Raw genomic sequence first — 19,994 nt, 5'->3', positions numbered from 1 at the left:
TGTGCCGCTCGAAAAGTCGTCGGCGCACGTCAAGCCGCGTGACGGTATTCGTTGATGAGGCCGCCGAGGATCTGGGTGCGCAGCAGTCTGGGGGCGTTGATGTCCATCGTGACAGGCTGCTGGGCTTCGGGTGGTAACTGGTTGCGCGCCTGGTGCGGCCGGTGCTCGTTGTAGTGCCTCTGGTAGGCCGCGAGCACCTGCCGGGCGTGCGCCTCTCCCAGGATGAGGATGTGGTCGAGGACCTCGCGGCGGATGCTGCCGATGACACGCTCGCAGTGTGCGTTCATCCGAGGAGCCCGCGGTGCGCTCTTGACCACGTCCAGTTCCTCGGCCTCGAAGACCGCGTCGAACGCCTCGCCGTACTTGCCGTCGCGGTCGCGCAGCAGGAACCTCAGGGACTTCATGCGCATGCCGAGGTCGGCGGCGAGATTCCGCGCTTGCTGTACCGTCCACTCCCGCGTTGGGTGGCTGGTGACGCCGGTGATGTGCAGGCGCCTGGTGCCGTGCTCGAGGAAGGCCAGCGCATAGAGCCGCCTGCCGAGCGCAGTGTCGATGTGGAAGAAGTCTGCCGCGATGATGCCTTCGGCCTGGGCGGTGAGGAACTCGCGCCAGGTGGGGCCGGAGCGACGCGGCGCGGGGTCGATGCCCGCTGCGTGGAGGATCTCCCACACCGTCGAGGCTGCGGTCCGGTACCCGAGCCGAGCGAGCTCGCCTTGGATCCGCCGGTGCCCCCATCTCGGATTCTCGCTGGCAAGTCGCAGTACGAGGCTCTTGAGCGCCGTGGCCGTCGGCGGCCGACCGGTGCGCCTGCGGGCGCTGTAGTCCCACTTCGCGGCGATGAACCTGCGGTGCCAGCCGAGCAGGGTGCCGGGGGTGACCGGGAAGACCTCACGCCAGCGACGCCGAGGTATCAGACCGGAGAGGACAGCGAACCAGAATCGATCAGCGGGCTCGTAGCGGACCGGGCCGGCCAGCTGTCGGCGCAGCACCGCGTTCTCGTGCCGCAGCACGAGAAGCTCCGCGTCCTTCGCCGTATCCGCACAAAGCAGTATCGAGGGGAGGGAGAGCAACTTCCGGGTCACCTTGTACAGCAAGGACACGATCACCCGGACATGCTGCCAGCCGATGAACCGTCATCGCTGCCACCTGCACCGACGACTTTTCGAGCGGCACACTCGCACCTGCGCCGCAGGTATTGACCTTCCGTTACGCATGAGTAAGTTGACTCCCGAGTAAGTCCGACGGGCACCGGGAGCCGACATGGGCGTACGCAAGGATCTGAAGCGGGCGAAGCAGCGCACCGATCTGCTGGGCCGTACCAGGGTCGAGGTCGTCAAGGACGCCGACGGCGTGGTCCGCGAGGCCCGCACGCCACCCCTCGCATCGCCGCCCACTACCGGCACGACCGCCGACCTTCCCTGCGTCAACGCGGCCGAGGCCCCGGACGCGGTTGTCCTGCGGCGCCAACGAAACGGCACCTGGCACCCCGTCACCGCCACCACCTTCGCCCACGAAGTCACCGCCGTGGCCAAGGGACTGATCGCCGCCGGCCTCGAACCCGGGGGCCGTGTGGCGGTCATGTCCCGCACCCGCTACGAGTGGACCGTCCTGGACTTCGCCATCTGGGCCGCCGGCGGCCAGACCGTCCCCATCTACGCCACCTCCTCCGCCGACCAGGTCGAGTGGATCATCCGCGACTCGGGCGCCCGTCACGTCGTCACGGAGACGAGAGAGAACACGGAGACGGTCGCGACAGCCATTGCAGATCACCACCACCCCCCGCGCATATGGCAGTTGGAGACGGAAGACGCAATAGGTTCCCTCACCACCCTCGGCAGGGACGTCCTCGACGACGACGTCGCCAAGCGCCGCACCGCCCTCACCCCCGACACCATCGCGACCGTCTGCTACACCTCCGGCACCACCGGCAAACCGAAGGGCTGCGTCCTCACCCACGCCAACCTCCACGCCGAGGCCGCCAACACGGTCGAGCTGCTGCACCCGATCTTCAAGGAGGTGACCGGCCAGACAGCTTCCACCCTCCTCTTCCTCCCCCTCGCCCACATCCTCGGCCGCACGCTCCAGATCGCCTGCCTGATGGCCCGCATCGAGATCGGCCACTGCCCGAGCATCAAGCCCGACGAACTGCGCCCGGCCCTCAAGGAGTTCCGCCCCACCTTCCTCGTCGGCGTCCCGTACCTCTTCGAGAAGATCCACGACACCGGCCGCGCGACCGCCGAGAAGATGGGCCGCGCCGCCTCCTTCGACCGCGCCGACCGCATCGCCGTCCGCTTCGGCGAGGCCTACCTGCACAAGTTCCTCGGCACCGGAAAGGGCCCCGGCCTGGGCCTCTACGCCGCCTGGGCCCTGTACGACCTGCTCGTCTACCGCCGCGTCCGCAAGGAACTAGGCGGCCGCATGAGCTACGCCATCAGCGGCGGCTCGCCCCTCGACCGCAACCTCAACCTGTTCTTCTACGCCGCCGGAATCATCGTCTACGAGGGCTACGGCCTGACCGAGACGACGGCCGCCGCCACGATCGTGCCGCCGCTGAAGCCCCGTCCGGGCACGGTGGGCCAGCCCGTCCCCGGCACCGCCGTGCGCATAGCCGACGACGGTGAGGTGCTCATCAAGGGCGGCATCGTCTTCGGCTCGTACTGGAACAACCCGGCGGCTACGGACGCGGTCCGCACCGACGACTGGTTCGCCACCGGCGACCTCGGCTCCCTCGACGAGGACGGCTATCTCACCATCACCGGCCGCAAGAAGGACATCCTCGTCACCTCCGGCGGCAAGAACGTCTCCCCGGCCGTCCTGGAGGACCGCCTGCGCAGCCGCTCACCGATCGGCCAGTGCCTCGTGGTCGGCGACAACCGCCCCTTCATCGGCGCCGTGATCACCCTCGACCCGGAGGCCGTCACCCACTGGCTGGCGGTGCGCAAGCTGCCCCCCGACACCCCCATGGCCGAGGTGGTCAAGGACCCCCGGATGCGTGCGCAGGTCCAAAAGGCCGTCGACTACGCCAACGAAGCCGTCTCCCGCGCCGAGTCCATCCGCGCCTTCGCCCTGGTCGAGGGCGAGTTCAACGAGGACAACGGGATGCTCACCCCGTCCCTGAAGGTCAAACGGCACGCGGTGACGACGGTTTACGCGGACGAGATCGAGGCGTTGTACGGCGGCTGAGGGTCCGCTCGGGCGCCCATGTTGGGTGCATCAAGCTCATGGACGGTCAGGGACCGGCGACGAGGCAGGCGATGCTCGGTGTCCGGTCCTCGGCCCCGGTCCTCCTCGCCGAGATCGGCGCGGACATGAGCCGCTTCCCCACCCCCGAACACCTCGTCTCGTGGGCCAAGTTATGTCCGCGGACGATCCAATCCGGGGCGAAGAACACGTCTGGGCCGGCCGGGCAGGGCAACCCCTGGCTCAAGGGAGCCCTCGGCGAAGCCGCCAACGCGGTCGCCCGCACCGACACCTTCCTCGGCGCCCGCTACCGCCGCATCGTCAAACGCCGCGGCCACGCCAAAGCCCTGGTCGCCGTCGCCCGCTCGATACTCGTCATCGCCTGGCACCTGATCAACGACCCGGACGCCTCCTACCGGGAACTCGGCGCCGACTGGCACCGCCGCCACCTCGACCCCGCCCGCAAGACCCGTGATCTCGTCCGCCAACCGCTACCCGAACCGATCAGCGAACCAGGGGAGATCGCGAACCTGCAGATCCGTCGACGCGACCGACTCGGCGGAACTCTACACGAGTACCAATATGCCGCTTGACCAGCCCGGATGATTAATCGGCACCCGCAGAGTCGGCGCCGCTCTAACCTGCCGTATCCCAGCTCAGCGGATTCTTCTGCGGCATCAATCCCGGTCTCATGACGGCCGCGACGGGCCACCATTTCGCCCGCCCGGGCAACCGCTTCTGGCCGGTCCTGCACCTCTCCGGCTTCACACCCCGGCTGCTGAAGCCTTCGGAGCAGGGCGAGTTGCTCTCGTACGGGCTCGGCATCACGAACGTGGTGGCGCGGGCGTCCGCGCGCGCCGACGAGCTGAGCGCGGAGGAGTACCGGGAGGGCGGGCGTCAGCTGAGTCTGAAGGTGGCACGTCTGCGTCCGCGCTGGCTTGCGGTGGTGGGCGTCACCGCGTATCGGGCGGCCTTCGACGACCCCAGGGCTCAAGTGGGGCCGCAGGAGGGGACGATCGGTGACACCCGTGTGTGGGTGCTGCCCAATCCGAGCGGGCTGAACGCGCACTGGACCGCGCAGACGATGGCGGAGGAGTTCGGGCGCCTGCGGGCGGCGGCGGAGGCCTGAGCGAGCCGGCACCGTACACGGACACGAAGGCCATGCAGTCCCACGGGAGACGCTTACCCACCGCGCTTCCGCGGCCGCCCAGTCGATCTCTTCGTCAGCGCCAAGATCTGGAGGAAGGGTCGATGACGCCGGTGCCGATCCAGATCCAGCCCATGTGCTCGCGGATGCCCTGCCAGGGCCAGCCGGGCGCCGCCGATCTCGAAGAGGGCGGCGACGACGAACAGGGCAACGGAACGAGCGACGGTCATACCGGCTGACCTACCGACGGCCCGCGCCGCTGAGCTTCAGCGGGTCACTGGATGCCTGGCAGCCACACCCGTCCTCACCTGCGGTCTCCGGCGCGCAGGAGCAGGAGCGGCGGCGCTGACCGAGCCACCAGGTGCCGGCGGCGGCCACGGCCAGGACGACGGCGAGGGCGGGCAGTCGGCCCACCATCACCCCGGCGCCGGTGCCCAGGACGCCCGCCGTGATCAGGACGGGCAGCGCGCAGCACGCCACGCAGGCCAGGGCTGCCAGGCCCCCGAGCGCTTTCGTGGCGCGCACAGGGCGGGGGTCAGCAGCAGGGTCCGGCATGGCGGTTCTCCTCGGCGAGGCCGGTGAAGGGGATGGGGCAGCAGGCGCTGGACGCGCAGACGGTCAGGTCATCGCAGCCCGCGTCGACGGCCGCGGCCAGGGAGGTGCGGATGGTGGTCAGGTCCGCGATCTTCGCGTCGACCTCGGCGAGCTTGGCCGCAGCGCGGTCCTGGAGCCCCGCCACGGGGCGGCCGTGGCGGTGGCGGCCTGCCTCCAGCAGCTCGGCGACCTCCTCCAGCGTGAAGCCCAGGCGCTGGGCGGCCTTGATCACCCGCAGCGCAGTGACCGCGTCCTCGCCGTAGACGCGGTGACCGCCGTTGCTGCGTTCCGGCTCGGCCAGCAGGCCGCGCCGCTCGTAGTAGCGCAGCGTCTGGATGTTCACCCCGGCCGCCTCGGCGACCTGCCCGCTGCGCAGGCCCGTGCTCACCGCTGCTCCCCGGCGGCAGCGGTCCGTGCGGCGAGGGCGTCCAGGACCGCCTCATGCTCCTGGTCTGCAGAGATGTCCAGCCGGATCAGGTCCTCGCCGGGGGTGGTGGTGAACGTGAAGAAGGAGCAACAGCCGCCCTCCCGCTCCACCAGGTCACGGACCCGATCCTCAACGCCCCCGCCGCCTGCCAGGTCAAAGCGCAGATGGAGCGGCTGGGGACGGGACAGCGAGGTCAGGCGCTCGGAGAACAGCGCATCCCACTCGGCGACCCGCAAGGGCCGCTCCTCGGTGGGCAGCGTGCAGGACTGCGGCACCCACGCAAGATCACTCATCGCGCTCACTCCCGTCGTCACGTCCCCGGTGGTGGGGACACCTCCGACGGTAAACCTGTACCTGGGTACCGGTTGCAACTTCGTAGCACGGCACTGGCCAAACTGAGCTGCTCAGGCACAAGAGCACCCTGCTGGAGCCGGGGAACCTCTCCGAGACGCCCACGGCCGACTGGAGCGCCAGGTCCGATCCCCATATCCGCGACCGGGAAGCAAGATCAGGAACAGGCCCGGCCGGGATGCGGGGCCACCCGCTGCGGGTGAGGCCGGTGCCATGCCCACGGCTTCACGATCGGGCCGGAACCGTGCACCGCGTCCTGATGCGCCGAGGCCTGAACCGACCGCGGGACCTCGATCCGCCCACGGGCGAGCTGATGCGCGAGGTGATCCGCTACGAGCACGACCGGGTCGGTGACCTGGTCCACGTCTACATCAAAAAGCTCGGACGCATCCCCAGGGCGGGGTCATACCGGGTCCGTCTCCGTGACGACGGCCAGGAGTTGGACTTCGTCCGTCTCGTCCCGCTCGGCGACGGCCACGGCGACCCAGCGGCCGGTCCCCTCCGCCTCCCACAGGTAGGCCACGCGTGCGCGTGCGCTGAGCGAGGCCCACGGCTCGGGTATCTCCTCTCGCTCGGTGCGCAGGAGGACGGTCTGCAGGTTCAAAGGAGCGGTCTGCCCCCAGCGTGGTGCGAGGCGTTCGTAGACGGCGTCCCGGTACTTCTCGTACTGGCCCACCGTCACCGCACGCTCCGCTGGGTCACCGCCCCTCAGTCCGTGGCTGCGCTCTAACTCGACGACGTGAGACCGGCCGTGCTCCGCGGGAAAGGGGCGGACGCACAGCTCGTCGATGAGGGCGATGTGCCGGGCAGTGTGCATGAGGTCCAGTAAACCGGTCCCCACTGACAATTGGCGCTCCGTCAGCCACAAGCCGCCGCTGGTCAGGCGTCCCTGCGCCGTACGCTCCACGCCCCAGCCGCCAGCGCGGCCCCGGCCCACAGCGCGGTCACCACCAGCCCGCTCCAAGGGCCGAGCGCGCCGTCGGACGTCTCGTGGAGAACCACCTGGCCCGCCTTGTCCGGCAGGAAGTCGGCGACCGAGCCGGACGCTCCCCCGACGACGAACGACACGATGAGCAGGAACGGGATCAGGATGCTCAGGGTGGCGACTCCGCTGCGCAGCAGGGCGGTCAGGCCGGCCGCGAAGAGGGTCATCAGCGCGAGGTAGATCCCGCAACCGACGACACCCCGCAGTCCCTCGCCCCAGCTCAGCCCGCTTCCCTGGTCGCCGAGGACTGCCTTGCCCACGGCCAGGCTCACGAACCCGGTGACAAGCCCGACGGCCAGGGCCGGTACGCCGACAGCGACCGCCTTGGCCGCGTACCACCGCCCGCGGTGGGGCACCGCGGACAGCGAGACCCGCAGCGCACCGCCCTGGAACTCCGACGAGACGGCCTGCGCGCCGAACGTGATCGCCGCGATCTGCCCGAAACTGACGCCGAAGAATGCCGAGAACAAGGGGTCGAAATCCTCGTCCGAGGATGCGTCGAGCCCGGCGATCGCGGAGAAGGCCGCGGTGACGACTACGACGGCGGCCAGTCCGGCGAGGAGGGACCGCAGCGTACGGATCTTGAGCCACTCGGAGTGGAGTACGGGTGCGAACGGCATGGTCAGGCCTCCTGCGGGTGCGTCGGGGACTGGGCGGCGAACTCGGCCTCCGTCGCGGTCAGATCGAGGTACGCCTGCTCCAACGTGCCCTCCTCTGCCGCGAGCTCAAGGATGGGCACTCCCGTGCCCGATGTGAGGCGGCCGATGTCGTCCACACGCGCGTGGTGCACGATCCACCGTTCGTCCTCACCCGCCACGGCGTCATATCCGTGCCGGGCGAGCAGCTCCCGAAGTGCCGCACCGTCGGTGGTGCGTACGCGTACGCGTGGCTGCACGCGCGCGTCGATGAACTCCCGCATCGGCATGTCGGCGAGCAGCCGTCCGCGGCCCAGGACGACGAGGTGGTCGGCGAAGGACGCGGTCTCGTTCATCAGGTGGCTGGAGACGAGCACGGTGCGGCCCTCGCGGGCGAGTCGGCGCATCAACTCCCGGATCCAGATGATGCCTTCGGGGTCGAGCCCGTTCGACGGCTCGTCCAGCAGGACCACCGGCGGGTCGCCCAGGAGTGCGGCGGCGATGCCCAGGCGCTGACGCATGCCGAGGGAGTACGTTCTGACGCGGCGGCGGGCGACCGAGGCGAGCCCCGCTTCTTCCAGGACCTCGTCCACACGGCGTTCCGGGAGGCGGTTGCTCGCTGCGAGCACGCGCAGATGGTCCCGTGCGGTGCGCGCGCCGTGCGCCGCCTGCGCGTCGAGCAGGGCACCGACGTGGCGCAGCGGCTCGTCGAGCGTCGCGTAGGCGCGGCCGCCGATGGTGGCGGTGCCGGATGTCGGCCGGTCCAGGCCGAGTACGAGCCGCATTGTGGTGGACTTCCCGGCGCCGTTGGGACCGAGGAAGCCGGTGACCCGGCCCGGCGCGACGTGGAAGGTCAACCGGTCCACGGCGCGTGTGGCGCGGTACTCCTTGGTGAGGTCTTGAACGTCGATACTCGTCATGGCTCAAGGCTGGCGGCCGGGCATGGGTGCGGGCCTCCCCCACCCGTGGAGAGTGTCTCCCTCGCTCGGGGGAAGCTCGTTGTCAGTGGCGGCTGCCACCATGACGGAATGGCCCGCCTGCTGCGCCCGCTGATCCGGGGGACGACGTACACCCGCCTGCTGCATCTGTGGGTTCCCGTGCTGTTCCTCAGCGTGTGGCTGTTCATCGACATGTCCAAGCCGTGGGTGCCCGCGGTGTTGCTGCTTCCGCTGGGGCTGATCCCGGCCGTGCGCCTGGGCGAGGGTGTGCAGGCACAGTTACTGCTGACGCCGGGCGAGCGGGGCGCCCCGGACGCGGCGATCACGGTCGCGCCGTCGGCCACGTGGCGGGACCGGCTGCGGACGGTGGTGTGGCTGGAGGCACGCATGGCCCTCGGCGTGGTGGCGATGGGGATCAACGTCTGGCTGCCGGTCCTCGCCGTGGACCTGACGCGGCTCTCCTTCGGATATGTACCCGACGACAATCCGCTCCTGCCGGTTTCCGAGCCCCACTGGGCGTACGCGCTGCTCGTTCCGTTGCCGCTGATCGTCCTCTACGCGTCCGTGGTCGGCCTCGGCGAGCTGATCACGGCCATCGCCCGCCGCCTCCTCGGACCGTCCGCAGCCGAGCGGGTCGCCGCCCTGGAGGAGCGCACCGAGCGGCTTCTGGAGCGCACGCGCATCGCCCGCGAGCTGCACGATTCGATCGGCCACGCGTTGACCGTGGCCGTGGTGCAGGCGGGTGCCGCACGGGCGGCGGGCGACCCCGAGTTCACCGACCGGGCCCTGGGCGCCATCGAGGACACGGGCCGAGCCGCCCTCGAGGACCTGGAGCGCGTGCTGGGCGTGCTGCGCGAGTCGCAGCGGCCGGTGAGCAGCCGCCCGACGCTGGCGGAGGCCGACCGGCTCCTGGAGTCGGCGCGCGCCGCCGGGGCGAAGCTCGACGCCGAAGTGACGGGGGCCCTGGAGAGCGTGCCCGGCCCGGTCTCGCGTGAGGGCTATCGCATCCTCCAGGAGGCGCTCACCAATGTGCTGCGGCACGCGGGGCCCGTGCCCGTGCGGGTCCGTATAGCGGTCGAGGACAAGGCCCTGTCCCTGGAGGTGCGCAATCCGTTGACGGCGGAGATATCCGGGCGCGGGGGCAGCGGCCTGCGGGGCATACGGGAGCGTGCGGCGCTGCTCGGCGGCGACGCGCGGACCGGGCCGCACGACGGCGACTGGCAGGTGCACGCCGAGCTGCCGCTGCGCTGATCTACGCTGGCCGGATGCCGGTCACCGTTCTGCTCGTCGACGACGAACCCCTCGTACGAGCGGGACTGCGTGCCGTGCTGTCGGCACAGCCCGACATCGAGGTGGTCGGTGAGGCCGCCGACGGCGCTGCCGTGATCCCTCTGGTGCGGCAGCTGTGTCCGGACGTCGTAGCCATGGACGTGCGTATGCCGCTCATGGATGGCATCGAGGCCACGCGCGCTGTGCTGCGGACGGTGGACCGGCCGCCGAAGATCCTCGTGGTGACGACCTTCGAGAACGACGAGTACGTGTACGAGGCGCTGCGCGCGGGCGCCGACGGTTTTCTGCTGAAGCGGGCGCGGCCGGCGGAGATCGTACACGCGGTGCGGCTGGTGGCCGAGGGCGAGTCGCTGCTGTTCCCGGCGTCGGTGCGGCAGCTGGCCGCCGAGCACGGGGACGGTGGCGGGAATCCCGCGGCGCGGGCGGCGCTGGAGCGGGCCTCGCTGACCGAGCGCGAGGCGGAGGTGCTGCGGCTGATGACCCGCGGTTTGTCCAACGCGGAGATCGCCGAGCGGCTGGTGGTCGGCACCGAGACGGTGAAGTCCCATGTCAGCGCCGTACTGTCGAAGTTGGGGGCGCGGGACCGGACCCAGGCGGTGATCGCGGCGTACGAGTCGGGGTTCGTGGCGCCCGGCTGATCCGGGACTCCCGGCAGGCGGCTGGTGGCAGGCACTCGCCGGGGTCAGCCGCGGCGAGTACGATCCGCCCAACACGCGCACGAGCTGGGAGGACGTACGTTGGGGCAGCTGACCGGCGGGGATCCCTCTCTGCTGCGGAGGATCAACTCCGCGGTGGTGCTGCACGCGCTGCGGGCCACGGACTTCGCGACTCTCACTGAGATCACCCGGGTGACCGGTCTGTCCAGGCCCACCGTCGAGGGTGTCGTCGAAGGGCTCGTCGCGGGCGGCCTCGTTGTCGAGGCGGCGGCCGAGGAGCGCGCCGCGCGGCGTCAGGGGCGGCCCGCGCGGCGGTACCGATTCCGGGCGGAGGCGGGTCATCTGCTGGGGCTTGAAATCGGTTCGCACCGGGTGGCCGCGATCCTCGCGGACCTGGACGGCCGGGCCCTGGGTACGACGGCCAAGGACGTTTCCGAGGCGGCGTCGGCGGACGAGCGGCTCGAGCAGCTGCGTACCGCCGTTGCCGAGCTGCTGCGCGACGCGGGCGTCGCGCGCGGTTCGCTGCGGGCCGTTGGCGTGGCAACGCCCGGCATCATCGAGGCGGACGGCACCGTACGGCTGGGCGCGGCTCTGCCTGAGTGGACGGGACTGCATCTGGGCGAGCGGTTGCGTCGCTCCTTCAAGTGTCCGGTGCTGGTGGAGAACGACGCCAACGCCGCGGCGGTCGCCGAGCACTGGAAGGGGGCGGGCACGGAGTCCGACGACATGGTGTTCGTGCTGGCCGGGCTGAGTCCGGGGGCCGGGTCGTTGATCGGCGGGCGGCTGCACCGGGGGTACGGGGGTGCGGCCGGGGAGATCGGTGCACTGCATCTGCTGGGACGCGAGGCGAGGCCGGAGACATTGCTGTCCACGACCGGCAAGCCGTTGCATCCGCTTGATGAGCAGGCGGTCGCGGGGGTCTTCGCGCAGGCGCGCGAGGGTGATCAGCGGGCTCGGGCGGCCGTTGAGCGGTTCATTCAGCGGCTGGTGCACGATGTGGCGGCGCTGGTGCTGGCCCTTGACCCGGAGCTTGTGGTGATCGGGGGCTGGGCTGCGGGGATCGATGGTGTGCTGGAGCCTCTGCGCAAGGAGTTGTCGCGCTACTGTCTGCGGCCGCCTCGGGTGGCGCTTTCGGTCCTGGGCGAGGCTGCTGTGGTCATGGGGGCGTTGCGGCTCGCTCTCGATCATGTGGAGGAGCAGCTGTTCGCGGTGGAGGGGACGGTTACGGCACGGCGGTGAGGTGTCGGCGGGGTTGTTTCGCCCCCGCCACCCCTATCGGCCTGACGGCCTCGTCCTCAAAGTCCCCCGGCAACCGCTGGGAGGTGCCCCCGGACGGGCTGCAATTGCCTCAGGACGCCCGCCGCTCCGGATCGTGGTGGATCTCCACCCCGCCCGTGTCGCCGAACGTCAAGCGGCACGTGTCGGCCCGGTACGTGGCGATCGAGGCCGCCGCGGTCCGGCCCCCGGCGTAGAAGCGGGTGGTGACGACGAGGACGGGGGCGCCGGGGAGGCGGTCGAGTTCCTTGGCGTCGTCCGCGCGGGCCGAGCCGAGTTCCACGGCGCTGTCCTGGCCCTCCAGGTCCAGGCGCTGGAGTTCGCGGAGCACCGCACGCGCGCGTGCCGCTCCCGCGGGCGCGTCGATGGCCGAGAGGTCGGGAACCGACGACACCGGAACGTAGAGCAGTTCGGCGGCCACGGGCTGGCCGTGCGTCACGCGGGAGCGGCGTACCGTGTGCACCTGCTCCTCGGGGCCGGTCTCCAGGATGTCGGCAACCGCCGTGGGCGGAACCGCCACCGTGCAGTCCATGGGCTGCCATGTGTCACCGGTCGCGCCCGGCCACGCGTGCTGCTCGGAGCCCACGGCCACGCCCATGCGCGGTGGAGCCACGGTCGTGCCGACACCGCGGCGGCGCTGGAGCCGGCCTTCGAGTTCGAGCTGCTCCAGAGCCTGGCGGAGGGTGGCCCTGGCGACTCCGAACCGCGCGGCAAGATCACGTTCGTTGGGCAGGATCTCGCCCACCGAGAACTCGGAGTCCAGTGCCTCGCTCAGTACGGTCCGCAGGTGCCAGTACTTGGGCTCCGGCACCGTATCCAACTGCGTGGTCCCCACCGTGTCCTCCGCAATCGCCGTGCCCCGGCGGCTTTCAACGCCCTTGTTTATTAAAGGTTCTTGCACTAACTCCTGCGACCATAAGACGGCCCTCACCCTTGGTCAAGACCAATCCTGGACACATGCCGTTCAGGCGTCGGCCAGCGACAGCAGCTTCTCCGGGTTGCGCACGATGTAGACGCACTGGATCCGGCCGTCGGCGACGTCCAGCTGGAACACGCTGTCGGGCTTGCCCGCGGACAGGACGAGCAGTGCGGGGCCACCATTGAGTTCCACGATGCGGAACGACGCGTCCTGAACGCCACCGCCATGTTTGGCGGCGCCGATGACGAAGCGGCTCACCTTGTCGGCCGACTCGATCACGCGCACCGGCGCCTTGGCCCGGCCACCGCTGTCGCCGACCAGGCGTACGTCCGGGGCCAGCAGGGTCAGCAGCCCTTCCAGGTCGCCTTCGGTCGCCGCGGCGATGAACCGTTCGGTGAGTTCGCGTTGCAGCACGGGGTCGACCTCGTAGCGCGTGCGCCTCTCGTCGACGTGCTTGCGGGCCCGCCCGGCGAGCTGGCGCACCGCGGGCTCGCTGCGGTCGAGGGTGGTGGCGATGTCGGCGTACGGAAATCCGAACGCCTCGCGGAGGACGAACACCGCGCGTTCCAGGGGTGACAGGGACTCCAGGACGACGAGGACGGCGAGCGAGACGGAGTCGGCGAGCACGGCCCGTTCCGCCGCGTCCGGGACGGTGTCGGTGAAGTCGGTGGCGTACGGCTCGGGCAGCCATGGTCCTACGTAGGCCTCGTTGCGTGACTGGATCTGGCGCAGCCGGTCGATGGCGAGTCGGGTGGTGATGCGTACGAGGTAGGCGCGCGGTTCACGTACCTCGGCATGGTCGGCGCCGGACCAGCGCAGCCACGCCTCCTGGACGACGTCCTCCGCGTCGGCCACCCGGCCGAGCATGCGGTAGGCGACGCCCATCAGGACGGGACGGTGCTCTTCAAAGACCTCGATCGCGGTGTCGGTAGCCACGGCACCCATCCCATCCGACGACTCGGAACAATGTCCAGGCGACGCGGAAGCCAACCCGGGGCAGGCCGGACACGTCGAGCGGCGTACGGCCGGCAGGTTGGCATCGCCTGGGCACTACCGGCGGGTAGCAACTGCTGACAAACTGTCTAGGAGTAGGTCGTGTGCGCACCACCCCTGCCCGCGTCCGCCCTGTCCCCAGACGAGGAGCAGTTCCATGTCCGCCCCGGTCAGCCGCCCCGTTCCTTCCTCGTTCTCGCCCGGCCCGCAGTCCGTGACCTTCTCCGTCCCCTCTCCGCTCGGCCCGCTGCCCGTGACCCTCGCGTACACGCGCGTGGGCAGTGGCGAGCCGCTTCTGCTGCTGCACGGGATCGGCCACCACCGGCAGGCCTGGGACCCGGTCATCGGCATCCTGGCCGTCGAGCGCGATGTGATCGCGGTGGATCTTCCCGGCTTCGGCGAGTCCTCCCCACTGGCCGAAGGGCTCGCCCACGATCTGCCGACGATGAACGCCGCGCTCGGCGCGCTGTGCCAGGCGCTGGAGATCGAACGGCCGCATGTGGCGGGCAACTCGCTGGGCGGGCTGCTGGCCCTGGAGCTGGGCCGCGAGCAGCTCGTTCGGTCCGTGACGGCGCTGTCGCCCGCGGGCTTCTGGTCGCCAGTCGAGCGGCGGTACGCCTTCGGGGTCCTGCAGGCGATGCGGCAGACCGCGATCCGCATGCCATTGCCGGTGGTGGAGCGACTGTCGCGTACGGCGGCCGGGCGCACCGTGCTGACCAGCACCATCTACGCCCGCCCCGGCCTGCGTTCACCCGAGGCGGTCGTCGCCGAGACGCTGGCGCTGGCCCATGCCGCGGGATTCGCCGAGACGCTCCGGGCCGGCACCGCCGTCCAGTTCACCCACGACGTCCCCGGGCTGCCCGTCACGGTGGCGTGGGGCACCCGCGACCGGCTGCTCATGCGGCGCCAGGGGGTCCGCGCCAAGTACGTCATCCCGCATGCCCGGCTGGTGCGGCTGCCCGGATGCGGGCATGTCCCGATGAACGACGACCCGGCGCTCGTCGCCCGCGTCATCCTCGACGGGAGCCGCTGAGACGGCAGCCGCCGGCCTCCGCGCCCGACTCCTCAACGCCCCTGATCCCAGGGCGACTCCGGCACCCACCAGGGAACTGCCCACGGCCTGGGCCGGACCGTAGGAGCCCGTGCCGACGAGCGGTGCGGTGAAGGCGGCGGCGACGGGGATGAGGCCGGAGAAGAGGGTGGCACGCTCTGCGCCGATGCGCTGCATGCCCATGTACCAGCAGACGAAGCCGATGACCGTGACGATCACCGCCTGCCACAGCAGCGCGGCGAGTTCGCTGGTGTCGGGCGTACGCAGCCACGCGCGGCCCTCGACGATCAGTCCGGCCAGCGCCGACTGGACCGCCGCGAGAGAGCACACGGTGGCGGCCAGCAGCCGTGGCCCGAGCGGTCGCAGCACGGGCACGGCGAGGACCGCGAAGCCGACCTCTCCGACGAGCGCGCACACGGAGAAGGCGATTCCAGCGCCGTCGGTGTGTCCCCAGCCCTGGACGGTGAAGGCGCCCACAGCCACGAGCAACGCACCGTACAGGACGGGGCGTTGGGGCCGACGGCCGTCCAGGAGAGGCATGAGTACGGCCACGACCACCGGGGCGCAGCCCACGAAGACTCCCGGAACCGCCGGTTCGGCGGTGCGTTCGGCGGCGAGCACGGCGAGGTTGAAGCCGACCATGCCGACGGCCGCGAGCAACGCCAGCCGTGTCCACTGCCGTGCGGTCAGCCCGCGCAGGGGCGCCGTGCCGCCGCGGCCGACCAGGAGCAGGAGCAGGAGACAGGCAAGGCCGTAGCGCAGGAACTGGCCGCCCGCGTACGGATATTCGCCAAGGACGCTGTTGGCGGTGAAGGAGCCTCCGACGAGGAGGCCGGCCAGGGCGGCGAGCAGGGAGCCGCGGGTGGTGGCGTTCATGGAGGCGACGCTATGGACCCCACCGGACCGGTTTAAGGTCCACTTTCATGACGCCATCGGGGACCAATACGGGTCGTCCTCCGGGTACGCCGGCACCAGCTTCGGGCACGTCCGGATCGGCCTGGGCTGCCGCCTGGGAGCTGCTTCTGCCGGCCGCCTCGGCACCGGCACGCGGGCGCGGGCGCTCTTTGCAGGCCGCGTTGCGGGAAGCGGTCCGTTCGGGGCGGCTCGCGCCCGGCACCCGGCTGCCGTCCAGCCGCGAACTCGCCTCCGATCTCGGGGTATCCCGAGGGCTGGTCACCGAGGCGTACGAGCAGTTGACCGCGGAGGGCTATCTGCGCAGCGACCGGGGAGCCGGAACGTGGGTGGGCGGTGCCGTCCGGGCCGCCCACCCCCGCGCGCGTGATCTCGCGCCCCGCTCCCCCGGTGCCCGCGTCGACTTCCTGCCCGGCACCCCGGATCTGTCGCTCTTCCCACGCGCGGCCTGGGCAGCCGCTCAGCGCGGGGTACTGGCCGAACTGCCGCACCACGCGCTGGGTTACCCCGATCCGCGCGGGCTGCCCCGGCTGCGTACGGCCCTCGCGGAGCTGCTGGCCCGGCGCCGGGGCGTGGTCGCGGACCCGGAGAGGGTGCTGGTCGTCTCGGGCGTGGCGCAGGCGACGACGCTGCTCGGATTCGTGCTGCACGCGCGCGGGGTGCGCGCTGTCGGCGTCGAGGACCCAGGCACCCCCGAGCACGGCGCGCTGTACACCTCGGCCGGCGTCCGCACCGTACCGCTGCCGCTGGACGACGAGGGGCTGGCCCTCGGGCCACTGCGGGAGTCGGGCGTACGGGTGGTGGTGACGACGCCCGCGCACCAGTTCCCCTCGGGTATCGCGTACTCCGCGCGGCGCCGGGCCGAACTCCTCGACTGGGCGCACTCCGTGGACGGGCTCGTCGTCGAGGACGACTACGACGGGGACTTCCGCTACGACCGGGCGCCGGTCGGTGCCCTTCAGGGGCTCGATCCGGAGCACGTCGCGTACACGGGGTCCGTCAGCAAGTCGCTGGCACCGGGGCTGCGGCTCGGCTGGCTGCTGGTGCCGGCGTCGCTGGCCGAGGAAGTCGTCGAGCGCAAGCGCACGATGGATCTCGGCAATCCGGTCGTCGACCAGGCGCTCCTCGCCCGCTTCATGGAGCGCGGCGACTACGACCGGCAACTGCGGCGCTGCCAACGCGCCTATAAGGAACGGCGCGACGTCCTTGTGAGTGCTCTGGAGGAGCACTTTCCCGGCACGCGGGTGTCCGGGATCGCGGCCGGGCTGCACGCGATCGCCACGCTGCCCCTCCGGTACGGGCCGTCGTCACGCTTCCTGGCACGGACAGCCGCGGCCGGCGTCGCGGTACGACCTCTGACCGATTACGCGCAGACGTCGGCCGGAGAGGAGGGGGTGGTGCGGCTGGTGCTGGGGTATGCGCATGTGCCTCCGGCGCGTATCAGGGAGGGGGTGCGGCTGATGGCTGAGGCCGTCGGTGCTTAGTGGGCGCTTCTTCGCCCCCGGTTCCCAAGTGGCCGGTGCAGTTGTTCACTTGTGGTTTCCGTGCGCGCTGTGGTGCACCAGTAGTTGTGTCTCTGCACAGTGGTCCAACCCGTCCCAGGAGGCGTTCCATGTCAGACAGCCCGTCGAGCAGCCCGCTCCCCGCGCGCCGCAGCGTTCTCCGCGGCTCGCTCGCCGCGTCGGCGGCGCTGGCTGTGCCGGCCACCGTCGGTACGGCGCCTGCCTTCACTTTGTCGGGGCGGCCGAAGGCCGGGTGGGGTGTGCAGAGCGGCGACGTGAGCGCGCACTCCGGCCTGGTATGGGTGCGTTCGGACCGGCCGGCGCGGATGGTCGTGGAGACCTCGGCGACCGAGTCGTTCCGTAAGGCCCGCAGATGGCACGGCCCGCTCCTGGGCCCCGGCACGGACTTCACCGGCACGACACGGCTGCGCGGACTGCCTGCCGGCGAGCAGATCCACTACCGCGTCCTGCTCGCCGACCCGGATGACCCGCGCCGCACCGGCGAGCCGGTGACCGGCACCTTCCGTACGGCGCCCCTGGGACGGCGCGACGGGGTGCGCTTCCTGTGGTCGGGCGACCTGGCGGGCCAGGGATGGGGCATCAACCCGGACTTCGGCGGCTACACGATCTTCAAGGCGATGGCCGGGCTCGACCCTGACTTCTTCCTCCACAGCGGCGACACCATATACGCCGACGGACCGATATCCGCGACCGTGCCCCTGCCCGACGGCACCACCTGGCGGAACATCACCACCGAGGAGAAGTCCAAGGTCGCCGAGACCCTGGCCGAGTTCCGCGGCAACTTCCGCTACAACCTCCTGGACGAGCACCTCAAGGCGTTCAACGCGCAGGTGCCGTCGATCGTCCAGTGGGACGACCACGAGGTCACCAACAACTGGTATCCGGGCGAGACCCTCACGGACACCCGGTACACGGAGAAGAACGTCGACGTGCTGGCGTCCCGGGCACGGCAGGCGTTCGGCGAGTACTTCCCGATCTCGACCCTGCGGCCCGGCGCCAAGGAAGGCCGAGTGCACCGGGTGCTGCGCCACGGTCCGCTGCTGGACGTGTTCGTGCTGGACATGCGGACGTACCGCAACGCCAACTCCCCCGATACGCAGACCACCGACCCGCAGGGCATCCTCGGCGCCGAGCAACTGGAGTGGCTCAAGCGGGAGCTGTCGCGGTCGCGCGCGGTGTGGAAGGTGATCGCCTCCGACATGCCGCTCGGCCTGGTCGTACCGGACACCGGGGACGGCAAGCCGAACATCGAGGCCGTGGCCCAGGGCGACCCGGGCGCGCCGCTCGGACGCGAGCTGCAGATCGCCGAGCTGCTGCGGTTCATCAAGCACCGGCGGATCACGGGCACGGTGTGGCTGACGGCGGACGTGCACTACACCTCGGCCCAGCACTACCAGCCGTCGCGGGCCGCGTTCACCGACTTCGAGCCGTTCTGGGAGTTCGTCTCCGGCCCGCTGAACGCGGGTGCCTTCCCGGCGAACGCGCTGGACAACACCTTCGGTCCGGAGCGGGCGTTTGTGAAGGCGCCCACTGTCGCGAATGTCTCGCCCGCCGGTGGTTACCAGTTCTTCGGCGAGGTCGACATCGACGGCGGCAGCGGAGAGCTGACGGTGCGACTGTGTGAGCAGGACGGGACCGTGCTGTACACGAAGGTTCTCCAGCCGGGCCAGGTCGGGCAGTAAGCCAGCAAATATAGTTCTAAACAGGACAGAGGGTGTCTTAATCGCTCAGTCACAAAGCGTTCGTGATCACGCAACACCCTTCCTGCACAGTGGTTGCATGACTCCAGACATGACTGACGCAGTACATACGAAGAACGACCGTCCGGAACAGCACGGGAGCCGCGGACTCGTGGCGCGGTTCCGCAGCTGGTGGGAACGACGCACCCACGATCACGCGCCTCCGAAGGGTCATACCGGCGCCCGGCCGCCCGCCGACGTGCGGGAGGCCGGGCCCCCCGAGGCGGTCCCTGCCCTGCCGGAGGCCGTCAGCGCGGAGGCCGTCCTCTGGCGGATGCGGACCACCGTGCGGGACGAGCCGGGCTCGCTGGCAGCGCTGTGCACAGCACTCGCGGGCCGGCGGGTGGACATCCTGAGCCTGCAGACGCATCCCCTTGCCGAGGGCACGGTTGACGAGTTCCTGTTGCGGGCCCCCGCGGAGGTGGACGCGAACGCGGTCACCCGCGCGGTCGCGCAGGCCGGTGGTGCCGGTACCTGGATCGAGCGGGCCGACGCGCACGACCTGGTGGACGCGCCCACACGCATCCTGGGCCTGGCGACGCGCACGGCGCTGGACTCGGCCGAACTGCCCCTGGCCTTGCGGCAGTTGCTGGGCCGGTGCAGCATCCGGTCGCTGCCCGCCGGGGCCGTGGGCGTGGACGGCGCGGACATGGAGGTGCCCGTGGCGGGGGCTCTGGCTCATGCCGAAGGGGCGCCCGAGAACACCCTGATGCGGCTGCGCGCACCCGAAGGCGGAGTGATCACCGTGGAGCGGCCGTATCTTCCGTTCACGCCCACCGAGTTCGCACGGGCCCGCGCGCTGGTCGAGCTGGACGCCCAGCTCGGTCCGCGCCTGCCGCGCGGGCAGGACGTACTGACGCTGCCTCAGGGCAACGCCATCACCGTGCGCCGCGCCGGCCCCCATGACATCGATGCCGCGAAGGCCATGCACGACCGGTGCTCGCCGCGCACGCTCAGCCTGCGGTACCACGGGCCGATCGGAGACGCCGACCGCTACCTCAACCACCTCCTCAGCCCCCGCTTCGGGCGGACACTCGCCGTGGAGACCGCCTCGGGTCGCCTGGTCGGGCTCGGCCATCTCCTCTGGGACGGCGACGAGACGGAGGTCGCGCTGCTCGTCGAGGACGGGTGGCAGCGGCACGGCATCGGCAGCGAGTTGCTCGGCCGCCTGGTGACCATGGCCGTCGAGGCCGGCTGCGACAGCGTGTACGCCGTCACGCAGTCGTCCAACACGGGCATGGTGGCCGCGATGCGGGGCCTCGGCCTTCCCCTCGACTACCAGATCGAGGAGGGCACGCTGGTCATCACGGCGCGGTTGGACGTGACTCCGGTGAGTTCACGACTGCCGTACGACCATGAGCAGCCCGTAGGGGACTAGC

20 protein-coding genes and 2 pseudogenes are annotated in these 19,994 nt (G+C 70.8%); 11 read left to right on the top strand and 11 right to left on the bottom strand.

The window, feature by feature from the left end; all coding sequences use genetic code 11:
• Nucleotides 1-29 precede the first annotated feature (29 nt).
• Entirely contained in the window at nucleotides 30-1,106 is a 1,077-nt protein-coding gene (locus ACFYO0_RS00600; protein ID WP_388668352.1) for an integrase core domain-containing protein, read from the bottom strand.
• Between the two features lie 154 nt (nucleotides 1,107-1,260).
• On the opposite strand from ACFYO0_RS00600, the gene ACFYO0_RS00595 reads away from it, so the two are divergent.
• From ACFYO0_RS00595 to ACFYO0_RS00580, 4 genes and pseudogenes are all read left to right on the top strand, one after another.
• Nucleotides 1,261-3,183: an AMP-dependent synthetase/ligase gene (locus tag ACFYO0_RS00595; protein WP_388668348.1), complete on the top strand. Its 1,923-nt coding sequence runs from the start codon at nucleotides 1,261-1,263 to the stop codon at nucleotides 3,181-3,183.
• 38 nt (nucleotides 3,184-3,221) lie between these two features.
• Nucleotides 3,222-3,773, top strand: coding sequence for a transposase (locus ACFYO0_RS00590; protein ID WP_388668345.1), 552 nt, complete (start codon nucleotides 3,222-3,224; stop codon nucleotides 3,771-3,773).
• Nucleotides 3,774-3,841: 68 nt separating this feature from the next.
• Nucleotides 3,842-4,309: pseudogene (gene mug, locus ACFYO0_RS00585) on the top strand (G/U mismatch-specific DNA glycosylase); the annotation flags it as partial.
• A gap of 122 nt (nucleotides 4,310-4,431) precedes the next feature.
• On the top strand, nucleotides 4,432-4,566 hold the full coding sequence (locus ACFYO0_RS00580; protein WP_388670899.1) for a hypothetical protein: 135 nt from the start codon (nucleotides 4,432-4,434) through the stop codon (nucleotides 4,564-4,566).
• 1 nt (nucleotide 4,567) lies between these two features.
• Here the strand turns inward: ACFYO0_RS00580 and ACFYO0_RS00575 are convergent, their stop codons facing one another.
• From ACFYO0_RS00575 to ACFYO0_RS00545, 7 genes are all read right to left on the bottom strand, one after another.
• The gene (locus tag ACFYO0_RS00575) at nucleotides 4,568-4,882 is read right to left on the bottom strand and encodes a hypothetical protein (RefSeq protein ID WP_388668342.1); all 315 of its coding nucleotides are present in this window, start codon (nucleotides 4,880-4,882) and stop codon (nucleotides 4,568-4,570) included.
• A complete protein-coding gene (locus ACFYO0_RS00570) occupies nucleotides 4,863-5,309 on the bottom strand; it encodes a MerR family transcriptional regulator (RefSeq protein ID WP_388668339.1) in 447 nt (148 codons plus the stop codon). Before ACFYO0_RS00570 ends, ACFYO0_RS00575 begins: the two co-directional genes overlap by 20 nt.
• On the bottom strand, nucleotides 5,306-5,641 hold the full coding sequence (locus tag ACFYO0_RS00565; RefSeq protein WP_388668336.1) for a hypothetical protein: 336 nt from the start codon (nucleotides 5,639-5,641) through the stop codon (nucleotides 5,306-5,308). Before ACFYO0_RS00565 ends, ACFYO0_RS00570 begins: the two co-directional genes overlap by 4 nt.
• Before the next feature lie 215 nt (nucleotides 5,642-5,856).
• The gene (locus tag ACFYO0_RS00560) at nucleotides 5,857-6,063 is read right to left on the bottom strand and encodes a hypothetical protein (protein WP_388668333.1); all 207 of its coding nucleotides are present in this window, start codon (nucleotides 6,061-6,063) and stop codon (nucleotides 5,857-5,859) included.
• Nucleotides 6,064-6,102: 39 nt separating this feature from the next.
• Complete coding sequence (locus ACFYO0_RS00555) at nucleotides 6,103-6,516, bottom strand: hypothetical protein (protein WP_388668330.1); 414 nt, start codon at nucleotides 6,514-6,516, stop codon at nucleotides 6,103-6,105.
• 62 nt (nucleotides 6,517-6,578) lie between these two features.
• Complete coding sequence (locus ACFYO0_RS00550) at nucleotides 6,579-7,304, bottom strand: ABC transporter permease subunit (RefSeq protein ID WP_388668327.1); 726 nt, start codon at nucleotides 7,302-7,304, stop codon at nucleotides 6,579-6,581.
• Between the two features lie 2 nt (nucleotides 7,305-7,306).
• Nucleotides 7,307-8,239 (bottom strand): ABC transporter ATP-binding protein, encoded by a 933-nt coding sequence (locus ACFYO0_RS00545; RefSeq protein WP_388668324.1) that lies wholly within the window; start codon nucleotides 8,237-8,239, stop codon nucleotides 7,307-7,309.
• A gap of 108 nt (nucleotides 8,240-8,347) precedes the next feature.
• Here ACFYO0_RS00545 and ACFYO0_RS00540 point away from each other — a divergent pair, with 108 nt between their 5' ends.
• From ACFYO0_RS00540 to ACFYO0_RS00530, 3 genes are all read left to right on the top strand, one after another.
• The gene (locus ACFYO0_RS00540) at nucleotides 8,348-9,508 is read left to right on the top strand and encodes a sensor histidine kinase (RefSeq protein ID WP_388668321.1); all 1,161 of its coding nucleotides are present in this window, start codon (nucleotides 8,348-8,350) and stop codon (nucleotides 9,506-9,508) included.
• A gap of 14 nt (nucleotides 9,509-9,522) precedes the next feature.
• Nucleotides 9,523-10,185, top strand: coding sequence for a response regulator (locus ACFYO0_RS00535; RefSeq protein ID WP_388668318.1), 663 nt, complete (start codon nucleotides 9,523-9,525; stop codon nucleotides 10,183-10,185).
• 99 nt (nucleotides 10,186-10,284) lie between these two features.
• Complete coding sequence (locus ACFYO0_RS00530) at nucleotides 10,285-11,442, top strand: ROK family transcriptional regulator (RefSeq protein WP_388668315.1); 1,158 nt, start codon at nucleotides 10,285-10,287, stop codon at nucleotides 11,440-11,442.
• Nucleotides 11,443-11,551: 109 nt separating this feature from the next.
• Here ACFYO0_RS00530 and ACFYO0_RS00525 read toward each other — a convergent pair whose 3' ends face one another.
• Nucleotides 11,552-12,313 (bottom strand): GntR family transcriptional regulator, encoded by a 762-nt coding sequence (locus ACFYO0_RS00525; RefSeq protein ID WP_388668312.1) that lies wholly within the window; start codon nucleotides 12,311-12,313, stop codon nucleotides 11,552-11,554.
• 129 nt (nucleotides 12,314-12,442) lie between these two features.
• The gene (locus ACFYO0_RS00520; protein ID WP_388668309.1) at nucleotides 12,443-13,333 is read right to left on the bottom strand and encodes an RNA polymerase sigma-70 factor; all 891 of its coding nucleotides are present in this window, start codon (nucleotides 13,331-13,333) and stop codon (nucleotides 12,443-12,445) included.
• Between the two features lie 214 nt (nucleotides 13,334-13,547).
• Here ACFYO0_RS00520 and ACFYO0_RS00515 point away from each other — a divergent pair, with 214 nt between their 5' ends.
• Nucleotides 13,548-14,423: an alpha/beta fold hydrolase gene (locus tag ACFYO0_RS00515; RefSeq protein WP_388668306.1), complete on the top strand. Its 876-nt coding sequence runs from the start codon at nucleotides 13,548-13,550 to the stop codon at nucleotides 14,421-14,423.
• A 60-nt stretch (nucleotides 14,424-14,483) separates the two neighbouring features.
• On the opposite strand, the pseudogene ACFYO0_RS00510 reads toward ACFYO0_RS00515, so the two are convergent.
• A pseudogene (locus ACFYO0_RS00510) lies at nucleotides 14,484-15,317 on the bottom strand (DMT family transporter); the annotation flags it as partial.
• Nucleotides 15,318-15,364: 47 nt separating this feature from the next.
• On the opposite strand from ACFYO0_RS00510, the gene ACFYO0_RS00505 reads away from it, so the two are divergent.
• The 3 genes from ACFYO0_RS00505 to ACFYO0_RS00495 all read left to right on the top strand — a co-directional run bounded on the left by ACFYO0_RS00505 (nucleotide 15,365) and on the right by ACFYO0_RS00495 (nucleotide 19,993).
• Nucleotides 15,365-16,837, top strand: a complete 1,473-nt coding sequence (locus ACFYO0_RS00505) for a PLP-dependent aminotransferase family protein (protein WP_388668302.1) — start codon at nucleotides 15,365-15,367, stop codon at nucleotides 16,835-16,837.
• Between the two features lie 128 nt (nucleotides 16,838-16,965).
• On the top strand, nucleotides 16,966-18,558 hold the full coding sequence (locus ACFYO0_RS00500; protein WP_388668299.1) for an alkaline phosphatase D family protein: 1,593 nt from the start codon (nucleotides 16,966-16,968) through the stop codon (nucleotides 18,556-18,558).
• A 97-nt stretch (nucleotides 18,559-18,655) separates the two neighbouring features.
• Nucleotides 18,656-19,993 (top strand): GNAT family N-acetyltransferase, encoded by a 1,338-nt coding sequence (locus tag ACFYO0_RS00495; protein ID WP_388668296.1) that lies wholly within the window; start codon nucleotides 18,656-18,658, stop codon nucleotides 19,991-19,993.
• Nucleotide 19,994 lies beyond the last annotated feature (1 nt).

The sequence above is a fragment of the Streptomyces sp. NPDC006365 genome, assembly GCF_042870755.1.
Classification (GTDB): domain Bacteria; phylum Actinomycetota; class Actinomycetes; order Streptomycetales; family Streptomycetaceae; genus Streptomyces; species Streptomyces xiangluensis.
The sequence above is the reverse complement of the archived record's forward strand: the minus strand, read 5'-3'. Positions and strand labels throughout refer to the sequence as shown.